The organism is Fodinibius saliphilus (assembly GCF_005869845.1).
In the GTDB taxonomy this organism is placed as follows: domain Bacteria; phylum Bacteroidota; class Rhodothermia; order Balneolales; family Balneolaceae; genus Fodinibius; species Fodinibius saliphilus.
In genome coordinates, this window is record NZ_VAWF01000005.1 from 1 (window position 1) to 19,656 (window position 19,656).

Below are 19,656 nucleotides of genomic sequence, written 5' to 3' on the forward strand. Positions count from 1 at the left end.
CAATATCGACAAACTGCTTGGCAACTCCGCCGTGATGCTTAGCCATTACCGTTGTAATAGCAGCTGTCAAGGTTGTTTTCCCGTGGTCAACGTGACCAATCGTTCCTATATTTACGTGCGGCTTATCCCGCTGAAATGTTTCTTTTGCCATAATACTATTAATTAATGATGTTTTAAGATCTTTCTTCTAAAATTTCTTTCTCAACATTATCAGGCACCTGCTCATAATCACTAAATTCCATAGAATATGAAGCACGTCCCTGTGTTACTGAACGAAGATCAGTAGAATAACCAAACATCTCTGATAATGGCACACGAGCGTGAACCACTGAACCCTGCTTGTCGTTATCCATTTTTCCAATTAAACCACGTCGTCCATTCAAGTCGCCAATTACATCTCCCATGTATTCTTCAGGAGTTATAATTTCGACATCCATGATGGGCTCCAATATTTTAGGATCAGCTTTTTTCGCAGAATTTCTAAATGCCATCTTAGCACAAAGCTCAAAGCTAAACTGATCGGAATCAACATCGTGGTAAGAACCATCATAAAGACGAACACCGACGTTTTGCACCGGATAATCCGCCTGAATTCCTGAAGTCATAGCTTCCTTAAATCCTTTTTCAACAGAAGGGATGAACTCAGTTGGAATATTACCACCCTTTATTTCATTGACGAACTTAAAGCCTTCATCAACAGAAACATTGTTGTCTTCCTCATCAAATTCTTCAAAATCGCTCAGAGGACCAATCTCAAACTCCATATCAGCAAACTTCCCGCGACCACCAGACTGCTTTTTATACACTTCGCGGTGCTCAATGCTTCTATTAATTGTTTCACGGTAGGAAACCTGTGGAGCTCCAACATTAGCCTCGACCTTAAACTCACGCTTTAGTCGATCAACAATAATTTCAAGGTGGAGCTCACCCATTCCTGCAATAGTAGTCTGACCTGTCTCCTCATCAGTTTCAACCTGGAATGTAGGATCCTCTTCAGCTAATTTAATAAGTCCCGTTGTAAGCTTTTCAGCATCTGCCTTAGATTTAGGTTCAACAGCAAGCTTAATAACCGGCTCAGGGAATGTAATTTCCTCAAGAATAATAGGATCTTCCATACTACAGAAAGAATCACCAGTACGAACCTCCTTAACACCTACAGCAGCTGCAATGTCACCAGCCCGTACAATGTCTAGATCCTTCTTCTCATTGGCATGCATCTCAAGGATACGACCAATTCGTTCTTTCTTACCCGTAGTTGCATTATATATATAAGAACCTTTTTCCAATTCACCGGAATACACGCGGAAAAACGTTAACTTACCAACATAAGGATCAGTCATGATTTTAAAAGCTAATGCGGAAAACGGCTCCTGAACACTAGGCTTACGCTTAATCTCTTCTCCATCATTCTCAGGATCCTTTCCTGTAATAGGAGGAATGTCATAAGGACTAGGCATATACTTAATAACCTTATCAAGCACAGTCTGCACACCCTTATTCTTCAAAGCAGAACCACACATTACTGTAGTTATATCACGGTTCAGGGTAGCCTCACGGATCGCATCTTCAATCTCTTCTTCGCTAATCTCCTCATCCATGAGATACTTCTCCATTAGAGCATCATCATGATCAGCAATAGCTTCGATCATAATCTTACGATACTCCTTAGCCTTCTCCTGGAGATTCTCGGGAATCTCAACCTCATCATACTCCATTCCCAAAGTCTCATCGTCCCAGATAATACCTGTCATCTTAATAAGATCAACAACACCACGGAAATCTTCCTCCGCACCGATGGGGATCTGAATTGGAATAGCGTTAGCTTTCAGCTTCTCCCGCATTTCTTCAACAACATTGAAGAAATCAGCACCAACACGATCCATCTTATTGACGAATGCCATTCGTGGCACTTCGTATTTATTAGCTTGTCGCCATACCGTCTCGGACTGTGGCTGAACAGCTCCTACAGAATCAAAAACCCCAATAACTCCGTCAAGTACACGCAATGAACGCTCTACCTCAACAGTAAAGTCAACGTGACCAGGAGTATCAATAATATTAATTCGATGGTCTTTCCAAATACAGTGTGTAGCGGCAGAAGTAATAGTAATACCCCGCTCCTTCTCCTGATCCATCCAATCCATCTGAGATGCACCGTCATGAGTCTCACCAATACGGTGAGTGATACCAGTATAATAAAGGATACGCTCGGTCATTGTTGTCTTACCCGCATCAACGTGGGCAGCAATACCGATATTCCGCGTACGCTTTATCTGGTCTACAATTTTAGGATCTGTTTTTGTCTTTGTCTCAGCCATTACTATAAATTGATCTTAAATCTTTTAGAATCTAAAGTGGGCAAACGCCTTGTTTGCTTCTGCCATACGGTGAACTTCGTCTTTCTTCCTCACCGCACCACCTTCGTTATTGGCAGCATCCAAAAGCTCTCGCGACAATCTGCGGGCCATGGACTTGTCATTTCTCGTTTGACATGCACTGATCAACCAACGCATTCCAAGCGCTGTGCCACGATCAGGCCGAACTTCAACCGGCACCTGGTAAGTCGAACCACCTACACGGCGAGAACGAACCTCAACTACAGGCGAAACATTACTAAGGGCTTCCTTAAATACTTCCATACCCTCATCACCGGTTTCCTCTTCAACAATTTCAAATGCTTGATAGAGAATCTTTCGAGCGACATTCTTTTTGCCGTCCCGCATCAGATTGTTTACGAAGCGCGTAACCAGCTTATCTCCAAATACCGGATCAGGTTGTATCTCGCGCTTATCTGCTGTCTTTCTTCTCATATTCTTCTCAGTTTAATTCCTACTCAACTATTACTAATTAGGCTTTTTTGTTCCGTATAAACTTCTACCCTGCTTGCGATCTTCCACGCCAGCAGTATCGAGCGTTCCACGCACGATATGATAACGAACACCAGGCAAGTCCTTAACACGACCGCCTCGAACAAGAACAATACTGTGCTCCTGTAGGTTGTGTCCCTCACCGGGAATATATGCAGTTACTTCATAACCATTAGTTAGACGCACACGAGCAACCTTACGCAGAGCCGAGTTCGGCTTTTTAGGCGTTGTGGTATAAACTCGTACGCAAACCCCGCGCTTCTGCGGGCAGCTTTCCAAAGCAGGAGCCGTTGTCTTACTAGACTTGCTTTTTCTACCTTTGCGAATAAGTTGTTGTATTGTAGGCACGATTAAATACGCTTAATTGATTTTTCGGTCGAACAAGAGTTGCCAATGATAAGGAATTATTAGGTACCAATGCAAGAAAAAAAGCAGTATTTCTTTACCTTTTTTTCTTTGGTGTCCATTTTACCCTATAATTGTAGGAAAAGCCGTCAGAAGGCCTCAAACAACTAGTATATAATTATATATCAGTATTACTATTTTGAAATTAATAGACTTACCCAAGCTTAGTACAAAACGCATAAAAGCGCTATCTGAGAGTGGAATAGATAGTATCCTAGACCTGCTAAACTTCTTCCCAAGAAGGTATCTCGACCGCACAACAGTGACAAAGATCCAACAATTGCACGGAAATGGTGAGCAAGTCACTGTCGTAGGTAGAATTGAGAAAATACAACAACAGGGCCGGGGGCGAAAAAAAAGACTGGAAATCATTATTCGTGACGATACCGCTTCTCTCAAAGGCGTTTGGTTCAAGGGAGGGCACTATATTAAGAAGCAATTCTCGGAGGGAGAGTTAGTCGCCTTCTTTGGCAAGGTAAAAAAGTATGGCAGACAATTTAGCATTGCCCATCCCGAGTACGACAAAATTAGTGACAACTCTGATATACAAGACCTGAAAAAGATTGTACCTATATACCCCAGTAATAAATTACTTTCTAAAACGCGTACAACGAGCAAGCTGATACATAAATGGCAAAAAGTAATTCTCAAACATGAATCTCCCCCTGAATTTATACCCAAAAATGTTCGGCAGAAACATAAGTTACCCAAGCGCCATGAGGCTTATCGTATGATTCATTTCCCGGAATCAACATCAGAATACAAGCAAGCTTTTAAACGCTTTAAATTTGAGGAACTATTCCTGTTTGAACTCAGTGTTGCGAAAACGAAACATGAAGTAATCGAAAAGCATCAGGGAAAAATTTTTGACAACTTAGAAAACTACACTTCCAAATTCTTTAATGAGCATCTCCCCTTTGAGCTAACAAAAGGTCAGAAATCAGCCCTTTCTGATATTAAGAACGATGTACGGTCGGGTATCCAGATGAACCGGCTAATACAAGGGGATGTAGGATCAGGCAAGACCGTTGTTGCTATTGGGGCTATCTTAATGGCAGTCGACAACAATTGTCAAGCAGCTTTTATGGCACCTACAGAAATCTTAGCCGAACAGCATTTCCGTACCCTCTCAAACTTTTTAAAGCCCCTTGGTATCAATATCAGATTGTTGGTTGGCAATCAAAAAATGAGCCTTCGCACTGACATTCTCACTGATATTGAGGGCGGGAACTGTGATATCGTGGTAGGAACCCATGCCGTTATACAGAAAGAAGTAAATTTCCATGATCTTGGCTTAGCTGTTATTGATGAACAACACCGCTTTGGAGTCAAGCAACGAGCAGAAATACTAAAAAAGGGATCCCACCCTCATGTTTTAGTGATGTCTGCTACTCCTATCCCCCGCTCGCTGGCTATGACCTTATACAGCGATCTTGACATCTCTATCATTAAAGGACTACCGGGAGGACGGAAACCGGTAAAAACAGCAGTTCGCCCTCAACAAAAACATAACGATATCTATAATTTTGTAGAAGATGAACTCAACAAAGGCGGCCAGGCCTATGTGGTATATCCACTTGTCGAGGAATCCGAAAAAATGGATTTAAAGGATGCAACGGCTGGCTATGAGAAACTACAAAAACGCTTTCCTAATTTCGAAGTTGGACTTTTACATGGACAAATGAAATCTGACAATAAAGATACTGTTATGCAGCAGTTCATCAATAATGAAATCCAGGTACTAGTTTCAACTACCGTAATAGAGGTTGGGGTTGATGTACCCAATGCCAGTATCATGCTGGTAGAACATGCCGAGCGGTTTGGCCTTTCTCAACTTCATCAGCTGAGGGGACGCATTGGCCGTGGAAACCGCCAGAGCTACTGTATACTCATCCATGGTCATAAAGTGAGCAAAGAGGGGCAATTCAGATTAGGCAAGATGGCTCAAACCAACGATGGTTTTGAAATTGCCGAAGCTGACCTTGAACTGCGGGGACCAGGAGATTTCTTAGGAACGAAACAAAGTGGACTGCCAGAATTTCGGGTAGCTGATATTGTGGAAGATCAATTTATTTTAGAACAAGCTAAAACAGCTGCATGGAAGATGATGGAAGATGATCCTTCATTGACTCAACCAGAATACCAAGAATTACGCAAAGTCTTCATCCCTTATTATAAAGAGCGCAGCAAATTTTACGGAACAGGCTAAGCCACCAGCTTAATTTTATCATTATTTATTAAACTTAAATTAGATATCAACTATGAATTATTTAGTCCAAGATTGGATAGGTAGCATTCATCTTATTACCGCAATACTATCATTGATTACCGGCACCGCAATTCTGGGTCTTAAAAAGGGGACATCACTACATATCAAGATAGGCTACCTGTATGTTGGGAGTATGCTTGGAGTAAATATCACAGCCTTTATGATTTACCGTCTGTTTGGGGGATTTGGAATTTTCCACTACGCCGCATTAATCAGCCTATTAACTGTTGTTTTAGGATTTATACCAGCTCTACTCAAAAAACCAAAAGAAGGATGGCTAGAACTTCATTTTAGTTTTATGTACTGGTCTGTGATTGGGTTGTATGCTGCTTTTGTTTCTGAAATGTTAACCCGTATTCCTGATACCCCCTTCTTTGGTATGCTGGGAATTGCAACCTTTACTATTATGGCTTTAGGCGGCGGTTACTTTTACTGGAAGAAAAATCAATGGTCAGAGACTTTTCTAAATTAGTTCTCTTACAATATCTACAGTTACTTGATGCACAGCAAGTATTCACGAGCCAATTCAGCCAAGCAGATCAGAAAGTATCACCCAAGAAGCAATTAATATCCAGCTAGTTATAAATAAAACAGCAATGATAATAAGTGTGAAGACAACTAGTAATATCCAGTTGAACCATCGGCTTCGTCTTGTGGTTCGGTTGGGATTATCTGCAAGTTCTTGTAAAAGCTCGGCATTACGAAGATTAGCTTTCCAATAAACATCAAAAAGCTCACCTATCCCTGGAATGGCTCCAATCATAATATCCAGCAGGATATTAATCAGCATATGCAATAACACCGACCATCGAGCCTGCTCTTTTAGCGCATTAAAAAGATAATAACATGAAATAATGCCTCCTATCCAGTCGCCCACTCCTGGCAGTAATCCCAAAAGTGGATCCAAGCCAAATTTAATCGGGATACCAGGAATCTGAAATTTATTATCCAGTAATTCAGCTAATTTTGTATTCTTTTGCTTGTCCTTTTCAGTATCCAAGTTTTATTAATATTTCTTAAGAATATATTTATAGTGTAACCCTAATATTCAAAATTCGTTATACGCAAAACTACCTAATAACTAGAACTATATCTCATAACATAAATCAATATTTCTTGCACATGCGAAGACTTCTTTATCTATTTACAATATTTGTCATTGTCGTTGGTTGCTCTCCCAAAATGGGCAACAATATAGAGACTAAAAATCAAGAACCCGCTGCTGATAAAAAACCTATTGCTTCTTCCATTGACCTTACCGAAGTAAACAATGATCGCGTTTGGGTACAAATCGATCCCGGTAAGTTTAATGCTGATACTGTCACCTTTCGCCTGCCACGCGTTGTACAGGGCACCTATTCGGTAAGTGATTTTGGAAGCTTTACCGACAGCCTGATAGCTTATGATTATGACGGTGAAACACTGAATGTAAAAAAGGACGGTCCTAATACTTGGATCATTCCAAATGCGGGTAGTTTTGACAAGTTGGGCTATTATGTAAATGATACCTTTGACATTGAAAATACCGATAAAAAAACGCCCTTCTCTCCCTCTGGGACCAATATTAAAGAAGATAATTTTGTGCTAAACCTCCACGGATTTGTGGGATATTTTGAAACCCTACAAGATCAAGAATATCGGTTGGATTTAACCGCACCCACTGATTTCAAACGCACTGCCGCTCTACCCGTTGTCAGTACCACCTACAACACAGACAGTACGGAAGTTACCAACACCTATGCCGCTGATCGATATTTCCAGATTACGGATAATCCCATGATGTATGGTGAACTGGATGTTGCAGAGTTCAAGGTTGATGATATGCAGATTGTACTTAGTGTATATTCTCCTAATGAAAAACATTCCGCATCTGCTATCAAAGAGACTATTAAGAGTATGATGGATGCTCAAAAAGATTACCTGGGGGAGCTTAACACAACAGACCGTTACGATATCTATCTTTACCTGGCTCCGCGCGCTAAAACAGCCCCAACCGGTTTTGGAGCTCTTGAACACCACACTTCTACGGTTGTTGTATTGCCTGAGGCAATGCCTACTCCGAATCTCAATCAAACAATGACGGACGTTGTTTCTCACGAGTTCTTTCATATTGTAACACCACTCAATGTACACTCCGAGGATGTACATTACTTCGACTACAATGCCCCTACCTTTTCCAAGCATCTTTGGATGTACGAAGGGGTAACGGAGTATTTTGCCAGTCACTTCCAGGTGTATGAAGGCTTGCAGTCAAAGCAGAAGTTTTATGACAAGATAAATGGTAAAATTGAGTCTTCACATACAATGAATGACTCCATGAGCTTCACTAAGATGAGTGAAAATGTTTTAGAAGAGCCCTATGCTTCTAACTATTACAATGTATACCAAAAGGGTGCTCTTATTGGTATGTGCATTGATATTTTAATGCGTGAAGAGAGTAATGGGCAGCGAAGCATGATCTCATTGATGACTGAACTTTCACAAAAGTATGGGACCGAGAAACCATTTACGGATGACAAACTGATTAGCGAGATCACCGAAATGACCTACCCCTCAGTTGGTGAATTCTTGACAACACACGTAGTCGGTAAAACTCCAATAGATTATAACGATTTCTTTAACAAGGTGGGGTTGAAACGAGTCAAAGATTCTACCAAAACTAGCCTATTCTTAAATGGCCGCACTCCCTTTGTAAAGGCAAATCAGGAAGCAGGAAGGGTGGAATTCCGTGATATAGAGCTCAACAGTTCACTAAAGGCACTTGGTGCTCAAGCCGGCGATATTATCAAGTCAGTAAACGGTACTGACTATACCCTACAAAATATAAGGCAACTTATTCCACAGTCTATGCAATGGGCGCCCGACACTGAAATTGAGATGGTGGTAATACGCGGAGAGGAAGAAGTAACCTTATCCGGGAAAGTAGGTACCCCGATGGTTGAAACGCTTAAACTCACAGAAACTGAAGATGCTACTGAACAACAACGCACCTTGCGAAAGCAGTGGCTTGGACAGTAAGACTTAAACCTCTTAATAACAAAAAAGCCCTTCCTTTTTACGGGAAGGGCTTTTTTTATATGGGAACTTTGGTAAAACTTAGTAAAGATGGGTTTGCAGATCCATTTAACTATATTAATAGCAAGTGACTCAACAATGATTTTTATCCACTCTCGAATGACTGACTAACAAAAAATCTCCACCGGACAAAAGAATTTACTATCCCGGATATTTTTTTTAGGTAACAACCGCATTAGCACAGAATATATAATTCTTTACCACATATTAGTACAATGACTAAATCATCAATAGAAGTTATTAAAACATTCATAGTCACAATAATAGCAATATCAACGCTAGTTTCCTGCGAAACGGTTGATCAAAAAAATGAAATCTCTTTAAAAGGCGAAAATATTACAAGCCGTTATATGCAGAATAATAATAACTCTTCTGAGAGTTGTTGTATGGGAGAAGAGAATAAAAATAAATCAAATTCTAAAGAACAATATCAAATATATAGGGTGAATACAAGATCTCCTCAAACTGAGGTAGTGAAAAAGAAGATTAAATCCACCTTAAATACTATTAAAAAGAACTCAACCGGAAGCAGTAAAAGTAAATTTGCAAATTTACGTAGTGAACCAAATCTAGAAAGAAGTACTATTGTTGAAAGAAGTAATAAGATAGCGAACAACCAAACACAAGAGAATATAATGGTAACACCAATTGACAATAATAATCAAAAATTGAGGCAAGTTACCTACGCAAAATATGATGAAGCTGCCAACTCAATCAATGACATGGTTATAGTTACCATGGAAACAAATCATACAAAAACTGAATTAGATGCTAATCCAAAACTCTACGATGAAACTTTCATACATTTAAAAGTTAAATCACAGACAGGCCGAACCCTTCACAGCTATACACTAGGTAACTCAAATCACTTTAAAGGTAGTACGAAAACTAATTATTCTTCAAATAAGGTTACTAGTAATATTAATCCTTTCGGTTGTTTTGGCAACTGTATTAAAGATAATTATAATGCGATTGATCAGTGGTATGAAATATTATGGTGTGAAGCACCAGTGGTCGGAGTTACATGTTATTATGGCATTGTTCAAGGCTGCTGGTCTGGTTGCTTCTGGGCTTGGGTTTTCGTATAAGTTTAAGATCACTCGTAATATTATATATAAATTAAAGTAACATTTAGTATGTCTTTGAATAAAGATACCAAAACGACCTTACATATATTAGTTCTTTTAACAATATTTGGGCCGGTCTTAAAAGCTATAGTTGCTATTATAGCCGGTGATTATTGGGGAATGGGTATTTCTTTAGCACTCTTTGTCTTATTTGGAGTATTGTACTGGTTTATTGGTATCGATTACTTTGAGGTAGATCAATGGGTTAATATAGAAACAAGAAGGAAAGGCAATCAGAAAAATATCTCCAAAATAATTTTACACCTATTAGTACTTTTAGGAATAATTGGTTCATTTCTGCTAGCTCTAATGATGTTCATAAATGAAGAATATTTAAAGATGGGTATACTATTAGGCCTTTTTATCATATTTGGGGCCCTATATTGGTTCTTTGGTATCAATTATTTAAAGGAAGCAAAGAACCAACATTGAAAAAGGAAAGATAATCAACCATAAGTTGATTAGTTTACATTACAGTTAATACTTTTTTCCGTAAACATTACTTCAATGTAGAGTTATAGCTTGCCGAATAGATAATGTAAATAAGCTAAAGTATTTTGAGACCAGCTTTCCCAACGAACTAAATACCAAACAAAAAAGCCCTTCCTTTTACGGGAAGGGCTTTTTTTATACCTAGTAAATATATGAACTAAGCTTCTGCTTTTTTCTGAGCTCTTTTACGCTCATTAAAATCAAGATATTTCTTCCGGATACGCAAGCTCTTGGGGGTTACTTCCAAAAGCTCATCGTCATCAATAAACTCGATACATTGTTCAAGACTCATCTTCTTGGCCGGTGCAATCTTCACCTCATCCGCACTTTGCGTAGCACGGTGGTTGGTAAGGTTTTTCTTTTTCACCACATTAACAACCAAGTCATCAGAACGGTTATTAATACCTACCACTTGGCCTTCGTACACCGAGTCGCCGGGTTCAACCAAGAAGGTTCCTCTATCTTGTAATCCTTCCAGTGCATAGCTGGTGACCTCTCCTTTTTCCAAAGAGATAAGTGTTCCGCTGTTGCGCCCGGGAATTTTACCGGCATATGGTTCATAAGCATCAAACTGCTGGTGCATAATACCTGTGCCCCGCGTTTCGGTCAGCATCTCTCCCCTGAAACCGATAAGTCCACGTGATGGAACTTTAAAGATTAGGCGATTATTATCGCCTTCTTGGGTCATAGAGGTCATAATACCTTTGCGCTGCTGCAAGTTATCAATCACCCTGTTACTGTAGTCTTTATGAACATCCACTACCACCTCTTCAAAAGGTTCATGGCGTTGCCCGTCAATTTCTTTAAAAAGAACTTCAGGACGTGATACGGCAAACTCATACCCTTCTCGGCGCATGGTTTCTGTCAGAATCGCCAACTGGAGCTCTCCACGTCCTGATACTTTATAGATATCGGGATTCTCAGTCTGTTCTACTTCAATAGAAACATTAGTACGAATTTCACGCATTAATCGATCTTTAATCTGATTAGACGTTACATACTCCCCTTCTAGACCAGCAAAAGGTGAATCATTGACGCGGAAAAACATGGCCATCGTCGGCTGATCAATATCAGGATAGTTAATGGCTGTCATATCTTCAGTAGCCGTTAACGTATCTCCGATATCAACTTTTTCGTAACCAGCCAAAGCAAAAATATCACCTGCTACTGCTTTTTCTACCGGTTCACGTTTGAGACCGTTAAAGGTAAACAGCTTTGTTGCCTTGGCTTTCTCTTTGAGATCCCCATTCCGATCGAGTAGGGCAATCTGCTGGTTCTGTTCAATAGTACCCTGCTCCACACGACCAATAGCGATTCGTCCTACATAGTCGTTCCAGTCGATGCTGCTTACCAACATTTTAAAAGGGGCATCAAGCTCTTGTTGGGGAGCGGGAATTGTTTCTACAATCTTATCAAATAGTGGGGTCAGATCATCATTATCATCTTCAAGCTCATGCTTGGCAATTCCATTGATACCTTCTGCATATATAATAGGAAAATCCAGCTGCTCATCACTGGCATCAAGCATTACAAATAAGTCAAAGATCTCATTTAATACATCATCGGGACGTGCATCTTTTCTGTCGATCTTGTTGATAACGACTATAGGTTCATATCCAAGATCCAATGATTTGCGAAGTACAAATTTTGTTTGTGGAAGAGGACCTTCGGCAGCATCCACCAAAATTATTACCCCATTTACCATCTTCAGGATACGCTCTACTTCTCCGCCAAAATCGGCGTGACCCGGGGTGTCAACAATATTAATTTTAGTTTCGCCCCATTTAACAGCCGTATTCTTGGAACTGATCGTAATTCCTTTCTCTTTTTCAAGGTCCCCGGAATCCATCACCCGTTCCGCGACCTCTTCATTTTCGCGAAAGGTACCGCTCTGTTTTAACATTTGGTCAACCAAGGTAGTTTTACCGTGGTCTACGTGAGCAATGATGGCTATATTTCTTAAGTCGTTGTACATAAAAATTTAGTATTAATTAGATAAGTCCCTACAGAAGCTCGTGTTTTCCTGATTTTCCGGATCTTTGTTCTAAAAAGAGCAGTGTAGATTCTGAAACAAGCTCAGAATGATATAAGGGCCTACATCCTATTTTCACGAGCGTGCAAAGATACGGTTTTATTTGCGCAATTCATTATTAGAAAGTTCAATTTTTTCTAATGTACTTCTCCCTTCTCTAAATTGCTCATAAGCACGTATTTTGGTATATATAGATTCTGCATTTTAGATATTTGACTCCTCTTAAAACATTCGGGTAAAACGCAGGCAAAATGAAGCCGGTTTTACCGGGGATAGAATGGACACAACTTTTTAAAAAAATAAATTAATATTCTAGATGGACTTAGAAATTAAAGGCCAGCGGTTTATTGTCTGTGGAGCCAGCAGTGGATTTGGTCGTGCGATAGCAGAATTACTTCTTGATGAAGGGGCTCATGTTATTGCCGTTGCTCGCCGTGAAGAAAAGCTTAACGAACTTCAGGAAACCTATCCCGATGCCACCGACATTGTAGTCGGAGACCTAACTGATGATGATACTCATAACAACATTGAAGCGGCAATTGGTAATGAGCAGCTTCACGGTGTGGTTATCAATGCTGGCGGCCCTCCCGCTTTAAGTCCTCTTGAAACAGCTCTATATGACTGGGACCAAGCGTACGAAAATGTCATGCGGTGGAAAGTAGCACTAGTTTTACGATTGGTCTCTTATTTTACTTCTAAAGAGTACGGACGCATTCTATTTGTCGAAAGTCAATCTGTAAAACAACCCATTGCCTCTCTCGTGCTTAGTAATTCATTCCGCGCCGGTATTGTGGGGTTTGCGAAATCTCTTTCACAAGAAATTGCCGGTAATGGAGTTACGGTTAATGTTCTTGCGCCCGGCTCTCATGATACCCCGGCCATTGAGCGAGTTATTCAGAAAAAAGTTGATAGCTCCGACAAATCGTATGAAGAAGTAAAAGAAGAGATGGAAGCTGCTATCCCTGTAGGACGTTTCGGCAAAGGTGAAGAGATCGCCTCTTTGGCTGGATGGGTTCTATCACCCCATGCATCTTATGTTACAGGACAAACAATAAGTCACGACGGTGGTAGTATTAAAGGTACCTTCGGATAATTTTTTTAGGTTTTCAGTACAATTAATATCCTCAAAAGAATCAGGGGATTAAGGGATCACGAATAGACTAACATAAATAACACTACTATGAATAGGGAACTATTCGATTATTCGATAATCATTTTTATGGGACTTATGTTATCGATAATCATATACTTGGATTGGGGCGATTTCTATACCACTTTTTCACTAATTCCACTAGTAGCCTTTTATTATTTGGGACAATACACTGAGCGGAAATTTGGTCCTGCTAAATTATAAATCCCGATATCTACACCTCATTAGGTCTAACTATTTCTAAGTTTAAAAGATATGTGGCATCAAACAAAGGTTACCTTAGACAAAAAACCTCGTGGATACCATATTATTACCGATGAGATTTTGCAGTATATCCCTGAAATAAAAGCAATACAGACTGGGCTTGCTCATATCTTTATCCAACATACCAGTGCCAGCCTTACAATCAATGAAAATGCCGATCCGTCGGTACGGAGAGACTTTCTCACACACTTTAAGCGGATGGTTCCTGAAGATACTTCCATGTATGAACATACTCTTGAAGGTCCCGATGATATGACATCACATATAAAAAGTTCTATGATGGGATCTTCGGTCAGTATTCCTATCACTGACGGGAAGTTAAACCTTGGAACCTGGCAAGGAATCTATTTATGCGAACATAGAAATAACGGTGGCCGACGAAAGCTAGTTGTCACCTTACACGGTGAATAAACTATTTTAAAACCATGGAGCATAATAAAAAAGAGATAGAAAAGGAGTTTAGCGATACCGACTTGAAAGAACTGGCTTCTCAATTACGCTTTCCGGAGGGCAAAAAAGGCGCTGATATTGGGCGAAAAATGGATGAAACCAATATAAGCATGACCATTGATACCATTGATGCCTTAAATATTTCTGCATATGATTCCATCTTGGAGATTGGTCATGGTAACTGCAACCATTTGGGAAAAGTGCTCTCCCAAGCTAATAATATTCGGTATTCTGGTCTCGAAATATCTGCAACAATGAAGAGAGAAGCACAAAGAGTCAATAAAAAACATATTGATTCAAACCGTGCCACATTTTACCTGTATGGTGGTTCAATCTTTCCTTTCGAAGACCACACTTTCAATCAGGTAATGACAGTTAATACCATTTACTTCTGGGAAAATCCCATTGATCTTTTACAAGAAGTATTCAGAGTACTAAAACCCGGAGGATTCTTTGGGATCGGCTTTGCTCAAAAAACTTTTATGAAAGAGCTTCCCTTTGTAGAACATGGGTTCAAGCTTTATGATACATCTGATGTAACCGACCTGATGAAAGAAACTGCATTCCGTGTCTTTGATATTGTAGACAAAACGGAAGAGGTTATTAGCAAAAGTGGTGAAACGGTTAAACGTCAATATACTGTAATCACTCTTGCTAAATAAGGATTTTTATTAAACTGCCGGAATTGTGGTATACCGTTTACAACCATATAGAATCACCATTCAAAAAATCACTGCATCCCTCCGATTCCTTTCTTACCCTCCCTTTTCAAGGATAAATCCTCTCCTATCAACTATAAAATTAATTACAATTAATTTTGAAATAGCCCCGGCAAGAAGTAGATTCGAGATATATACTTATATCATATCTTTTAAAAAACTGTTATGAAACAAACAGAACTTCAAGAGATTACATTAATAGGATTATCTCTGCCAGAGAAAACAACAAATGAAAACGGGCAGGCACAAAAGGATTGTGGTAAACTATGGGAAAGGTTCCAGGCAGAAGGTTGTATCACAAAAATCCCCAACAAACTAGACGATGAAATCTACGCTGTCTATCACGACTATGATGGAGATTTTACCCAGCCATATTCTTATTTCATAGGTTGTAAAGTCTCTCCGGGCACCAAGGTGCCGGAAGGGCTATACCAATTAACCATCCCCAAGGGTGAATACAGAAAAATCACCACCTCCGGAAAAATGCCAGAATGTATAGCTGATGCATGGCGTGAGATCTGGGAAAAAGAGGAAGAGTTAAACAGGGGATATATTGCTGATTTTGAGGTGTATGGAAAGAAAGATCAAAATGGGGAACAGGCTGAAATTGATATTTACCTATCAACTGACTCGGCAAAACCATTTCAAAGCCCCAACGAAGTATAATGTTTCCCGCTAATTCTAAGAAAAGACGAGAAGTAAAGTTAACCAATATAGTACAAGTGAGACGTTTGAGATATTGTTAAAAACATTACCTTAAAAAATTGTTCCAAACCTCTCAATTGTACTCTATTTATCCCCGCCCTGCGGGTATAAAAAAAGATTAAATCTTTTTTACCACCTTCTTTGCCAAATATAACTTCTTATATTGTGCTTCAGTAAATTGAATATCCGGGCAGCAAAATAGAATGAGGATCTCCGACCAACTCCAGCAGGCGATCGAATATCTACGGGACGTCTTTCAAGGCGAACAGTTCTACCTAAGCCTACGGCACGCCACAGGGGCTTTAATTCCCCTTGTAATTAGCGAAATGTTGGGCTATCCGAACATTGGGCTGGAGATGATGCTCGGGGCTTTCTTTGTCTCTGGCGTTGATATTGCCGGTACTTTTCAATCAAAGGCCAAGGCTCTGCTTATTACTACGGCCCTTTCAATCTCTATCACTTTTTTACTGCTTGTTGCCGGCGGACAGCAACTTTTGGTACTAGTACTGCTCTTTCTTTTTATTTTTGGCCTCGCATACATCTCCCCTTTTAGCCTCCGCTATTCCCTTATGGGCATTATGGGCTACCTTGCGATTATCCTGGCTATAAGTATGATTGGCCGATTTGACTCAGTTTCTCAAATATTACATCACTGTTTTTTATTACTCTGCGGATCACTTTGGTATATCACCTATGCTTTGGTCATCCATTTTTTTGCCGGCACTCGTGCAATAACACGACGATTAGCACGGTGCATGCGTCAGACGACCCATTATTTTCAACAACGTGTTACTTTGGTTGAACCTGATGTGGACCATACACAAGGGATATTTAAACTGGCAGAACTACAGCAAGAACTTAATGAAACCCAGGAAAGTGTGCGTGAGTTGCTGTTTAGTAATACCTCCCTGCTATCAGGCCGCAGCTCAGAGCGACGAAGATACTATCTCATATTTATTGAGCTCGTAGACATGCATGAATTGGCTATGGCTACTCCTATAGATTATCCCAAAGTGCGAGACCTGCTACATCAATATCCAGAGTACAATATTATTCGTGAAGTCATAGATAATATTCACGCTGAAATGAACCTATTGGCTGATGTATTACTCAACAATAGAGAGTATGAAAATCCACTTCATCTCCAAGATGAAATGGATACCCTGGAACAATATCTAGCTCGACTTAAACAAGAAGTATTCAGTGATGAAGACCATAATGAAGAAGCCTACCACACCTTAAAACGCCTTGAAATATACTTACATAAACAGCTGCAAAAAGTAGAAGTTATTCAAAATGCAGTTCTCGATTACAGAACCTACTACGAAGAGCCAGAAGAGAATGACCGAACACCTTATACCGACCTTTCCACAACAGACCTCCCGCAGTTTGTTACTCCCAACCCACTGAATTGGAATAGTACAGTTGATAACTTTAGCTTTGACTCAAGCTACTTTCGTTATGCCTTAAGAACGGCTACTACAGCTGTAGCCGGCTATTCTATGGCACATTTTTTGGGATTTGAAAATGCATATTGGGTTCTTTTAACAGTGTTGGTAGTTATGAAGCCCGGATATGGTGTAACCAGTCAACGGTTTTTCCACCGTATTATCGGTACATTGATTGGTGCTGCTATTGCCTATGGTTTATATCTCTTAGATCCTAGCCATGTTGCCTCACTTATTATCTTCGGGGTATCGCTAACACTCGCCTTTACTTTTGTTGTGCGTAACTACGTAATTGCCTCTTCATTTTTTACCATCTTTGTAATTTTTATGTACAGTTTCTTAAACAGAGAAATTCCCTCTATGGTGGTTTTCCGAGTGGTAGATACTATTGTGGGAGCAGTACTAGTTATAGGAGCAGTTCGTTTTCTATGGCCCTCGTGGGAGTATCAAAAATTTCCGGCACTGCTACGCAAATCGTTGTTTTCCAATAAACTATATCTACAAGAAGTCCTTAATCACCTTTTTGAAGGAAGTTTTGATGAAAAGAACTATCGCCTGACACGCAAAGAGGCTTATGTTGATATCGCAAATGTCATTTCTTCTTATCACCGTTTGGCAAATGATCCAGAGTCCAAACAAAAAGGGGCACAGTTCTCTTATGATCTGGCATTATTAAATTATATGATACTCTCAACAACAACCTCCCTTGGGATTTTCCTGCAACGTCACCCCAATGAATCTTTTCACTATCCAGAGTTTCAAACTATTGGCGAGGGCATACAAAAAAACCTAGAGCTCTCCATCCAATACCTTGCCTATTCTGACTCACCCACCACCGATGAAGGACTATCGAAATCAGAAAAAATAGAAGAAGCCAGCGAAGAGCTTTCCAAACAGATCTATACCCTTAAACGCCAGATAGACCGGCAAAATATTCCCACAGATTCCTCTAACAAAACCTACCTTCGATATGCTCATATCAACTATCTGAGCAGACAATTGCGGTGGATACTTGAGTTGAGTCGATCTATTCTAAACCGCGCGGCTTATCCGGAAAGATACCCAGATACCCCCCTCACGGCAAATACTACAAGTACGAATTGATATTATCGGATCAACCTATTCTTTTTTTGATACCCAGAATACGCGTATTTTACGTAGCTGTGACCAAAACTTTTGACCTGTGCTTTTTATCCTTGGATTACATATTAGGAGCAGATACATTTCTTTACTGCTCTAAATAATTAATGCCAATATATACTATTGGTCAATACATTCGCTGGAGGATCATATGCATGCAATCTTCAAAAACATCTTAGCATTTATCGTAGGAATTATAGTTGGAGGAGCTGTAAATATGGGCATCATCATGGTAGGCAGCTCCATTATCCCTCCCCCTGCAGGAGTTGATTTGATGGATGTAGAAGCGTTGAAAGCAAATATGCACCTGTTCGAACCTCAACATTTTATCATACCCTTCTTGGCTCATGCCATCGGCACATTGTTAGGAGCGTTATTAACTGCAACCATTGCAGCAACATACCAGACAAAACTTGCCCTGGGTATCGGGTTATTCTTTTTAGCCGGTGGCATTGCTAATCTTATTATGCTCCCCGCACCTATATGGTTTGCAATAGTTGATATAGTTGGCGCTTACTTACCTATGGGCTGGTTGGGCAGCAGAATAGCATCTAGCTGGATAGGATAAGCATCCAGCGCACTTTACCACCGACTACCCATGAACATTACAGGTAAAGTGTTCGCACTAGAAAGGTATTCTAAATCAACTTATAGGTTGTAACAGGAGTGCAATCCCCTCGGAGCTTATGTTTGACATCTGTTACCTGCCAGTTTTTATAAAAGCTTTTAAAATAACAAAGACTTCGCTTAACAAGCATAGATACTTGCTCAACGAAGCCTTGGCGTAGTTATGCGGAGAGAGAGGGATTCGAACCCTCGATACCCCATTGGGGGTATACTCCCTTAGCAGGGGAGCGCTTTCGACCACTCAGCCACCTCTCCGAGTGAAGTCGCAAATATAAGCTGCTTTATCTTCCTTATCAATAAAAAAGTGAATATTTATCTATTTTCTTATCCTTCCTCATCAAGGATATATATCTGGGCCAAGTTTCTGCCTTCCTGCGCATAATCTAACCCATAGCCCAATACAAAAAGAGTTGGTATTTTAAAACCAACATAATCTAGCTGAACATCGTGATGAGTGGCTTCGGTTTTATGGAGTAATGTAACCGTAGCAATGGATTCGGGATTTTTCTTTTCAAGTTTATCAACCAAATAGTTCATCGAAAGACCAGTATCCACAATATCTTCTACTAGAATCACATTACGTCCTTCAATATTTGCGTCAATATCCTTAAGGTCTGTCACCTCTCCCGATGATACTTTTTCGTCACCATAACTACTAAGCTTTAAAAAATCGACCTCACAGGGAATCTCTACTGATCGCATCAGATCAGATAAGAAAATATATGCACCATTTAGAACTCCAATAAAAATTGGATTTTGGCCTTTATACTTTTCGGCCAGCTCTTCCCCCAGTTCGGCAACGCGCGTTTCAAGTTCCTCCTGTGTAAGATAAATACTGAAAGTTTCGCCGTTGCATTGAACCGTTTCGGGCTTATATAGAGACATG

At 40.0% G+C, this 19,656-nt stretch carries 19 protein-coding genes and 1 tRNA gene; 12 read left to right on the forward strand and 8 right to left on the reverse strand.

Translation table 11 applies throughout. The features are described 5' to 3' along the window. From FCN14_RS14835 to rpsL, 4 genes are all read right to left on the reverse strand, one after another. Positions 1 to 151, reverse strand: a 151-nt coding sequence (locus FCN14_RS14835) for a GTP-binding protein (RefSeq protein ID WP_246043186.1), incomplete at its 3' end; no start/stop codon positions are given. Positions 152 to 173: 22 nt separating this feature from the next. After that, positions 174 to 2,318 carry an elongation factor G gene (gene fusA / locus FCN14_RS14840; protein WP_138432089.1) on the reverse strand — a complete coding sequence of 715 codons (2,145 nt, stop codon included), beginning with the start codon at positions 2,316 to 2,318 and terminating at the stop codon, positions 174 to 176. A 24-nt stretch (positions 2,319 to 2,342) separates the two neighbouring features. Then, positions 2,343 to 2,810, reverse strand: coding sequence for a 30S ribosomal protein S7 (gene rpsG / locus FCN14_RS14845; protein WP_138432090.1), 468 nt, complete (start codon positions 2,808 to 2,810; stop codon positions 2,343 to 2,345). A 33-nt stretch (positions 2,811 to 2,843) separates the two neighbouring features. Continuing rightward, complete coding sequence (rpsL, locus tag FCN14_RS14850; RefSeq protein ID WP_138432091.1) at positions 2,844 to 3,215, reverse strand: 30S ribosomal protein S12; 372 nt, start codon at positions 3,213 to 3,215, stop codon at positions 2,844 to 2,846. 196 nt (positions 3,216 to 3,411) lie between these two features. Here rpsL and recG point away from each other — a divergent pair, with 196 nt between their 5' ends. Together recG and FCN14_RS14860 are read left to right on the forward strand one after the other, a co-directional pair. Continuing rightward, a complete protein-coding gene (recG, locus tag FCN14_RS14855; RefSeq protein ID WP_138432092.1) occupies positions 3,412 to 5,481 on the forward strand; it encodes an ATP-dependent DNA helicase RecG in 2,070 nt (689 codons plus the stop codon). 52 nt (positions 5,482 to 5,533) lie between these two features. Beyond that, a complete protein-coding gene (locus FCN14_RS14860) occupies positions 5,534 to 6,013 on the forward strand; it encodes a DUF2306 domain-containing protein (protein ID WP_138432093.1) in 480 nt (159 codons plus the stop codon). A gap of 54 nt (positions 6,014 to 6,067) precedes the next feature. Here the strand turns inward: FCN14_RS14860 and FCN14_RS14865 are convergent, their stop codons facing one another. Further along, complete coding sequence (locus tag FCN14_RS14865; RefSeq protein ID WP_138432094.1) at positions 6,068 to 6,541, reverse strand: DUF4112 domain-containing protein; 474 nt, start codon at positions 6,539 to 6,541, stop codon at positions 6,068 to 6,070. Positions 6,542 to 6,663: 122 nt separating this feature from the next. Here FCN14_RS14865 and FCN14_RS14870 point away from each other — a divergent pair, with 122 nt between their 5' ends. The 3 genes from FCN14_RS14870 (at position 6,664) to FCN14_RS14880 (ending at position 10,175) form a co-directional block, all read left to right on the forward strand. Continuing rightward, positions 6,664 to 8,559: a M61 family metallopeptidase gene (locus tag FCN14_RS14870; RefSeq protein ID WP_138432095.1), complete on the forward strand. Its 1,896-nt coding sequence runs from the start codon at positions 6,664 to 6,666 to the stop codon at positions 8,557 to 8,559. A gap of 272 nt (positions 8,560 to 8,831) precedes the next feature. Continuing rightward, positions 8,832 to 9,704, forward strand: coding sequence for a hypothetical protein (locus FCN14_RS14875; protein ID WP_138432096.1), 873 nt, complete (start codon positions 8,832 to 8,834; stop codon positions 9,702 to 9,704). 54 nt (positions 9,705 to 9,758) lie between these two features. Continuing rightward, positions 9,759 to 10,175 (forward strand): hypothetical protein, encoded by a 417-nt coding sequence (locus FCN14_RS14880; RefSeq protein WP_138432097.1) that lies wholly within the window; start codon positions 9,759 to 9,761, stop codon positions 10,173 to 10,175. A 217-nt stretch (positions 10,176 to 10,392) separates the two neighbouring features. Here the strand turns inward: FCN14_RS14880 and typA are convergent, their stop codons facing one another. Continuing rightward, a complete protein-coding gene (gene typA, locus FCN14_RS14885) occupies positions 10,393 to 12,210 on the reverse strand; it encodes a translational GTPase TypA (protein ID WP_138432098.1) in 1,818 nt (605 codons plus the stop codon). Between the two features lie 373 nt (positions 12,211 to 12,583). Between typA and FCN14_RS14890 the strand changes: the two genes are divergently transcribed. From FCN14_RS14890 to FCN14_RS14915, 7 genes are all read left to right on the forward strand, one after another. Next, a complete protein-coding gene (locus FCN14_RS14890; RefSeq protein WP_138432099.1) occupies positions 12,584 to 13,360 on the forward strand; it encodes an SDR family oxidoreductase in 777 nt (258 codons plus the stop codon). Between the two features lie 87 nt (positions 13,361 to 13,447). Further along, on the forward strand, positions 13,448 to 13,621 hold the full coding sequence (locus tag FCN14_RS15830; protein ID WP_171032960.1) for a hypothetical protein: 174 nt from the start codon (positions 13,448 to 13,450) through the stop codon (positions 13,619 to 13,621). 51 nt (positions 13,622 to 13,672) lie between these two features. Next, positions 13,673 to 14,092, forward strand: coding sequence for a secondary thiamine-phosphate synthase enzyme YjbQ (locus FCN14_RS14895; protein ID WP_138432100.1), 420 nt, complete (start codon positions 13,673 to 13,675; stop codon positions 14,090 to 14,092). Positions 14,093 to 14,106: 14 nt separating this feature from the next. After that, positions 14,107 to 14,793, forward strand: coding sequence for a class I SAM-dependent methyltransferase (locus FCN14_RS14900; RefSeq protein WP_138432101.1), 687 nt, complete (start codon positions 14,107 to 14,109; stop codon positions 14,791 to 14,793). Between the two features lie 222 nt (positions 14,794 to 15,015). Continuing rightward, on the forward strand, positions 15,016 to 15,516 hold the full coding sequence (locus FCN14_RS14905) for a GyrI-like domain-containing protein (RefSeq protein WP_138432102.1): 501 nt from the start codon (positions 15,016 to 15,018) through the stop codon (positions 15,514 to 15,516). Between the two features lie 242 nt (positions 15,517 to 15,758). Further along, positions 15,759 to 18,107 carry an FUSC family protein gene (locus FCN14_RS14910; protein ID WP_138432103.1) on the forward strand — a complete coding sequence of 783 codons (2,349 nt, stop codon included), beginning with the start codon at positions 15,759 to 15,761 and terminating at the stop codon, positions 18,105 to 18,107. A gap of 187 nt (positions 18,108 to 18,294) precedes the next feature. Then, positions 18,295 to 18,711, forward strand: coding sequence for a hypothetical protein (locus FCN14_RS14915; RefSeq protein ID WP_138432104.1), 417 nt, complete (start codon positions 18,295 to 18,297; stop codon positions 18,709 to 18,711). 225 nt (positions 18,712 to 18,936) lie between these two features. Here FCN14_RS14915 and FCN14_RS14920 read toward each other — a convergent pair. Both FCN14_RS14920 and hpt read right to left on the reverse strand, forming a co-directional pair. Beyond that, positions 18,937 to 19,025 (reverse strand) — tRNA-Ser (locus tag FCN14_RS14920). Positions 19,026 to 19,094: 69 nt separating this feature from the next. Continuing rightward, the gene (gene hpt, locus FCN14_RS14925) at positions 19,095 to 19,655 is read right to left on the reverse strand and encodes a hypoxanthine phosphoribosyltransferase (protein ID WP_138432105.1); all 561 of its coding nucleotides are present in this window, start codon (positions 19,653 to 19,655) and stop codon (positions 19,095 to 19,097) included. Between the last annotated feature and the right edge of the window lies 1 nt (position 19,656).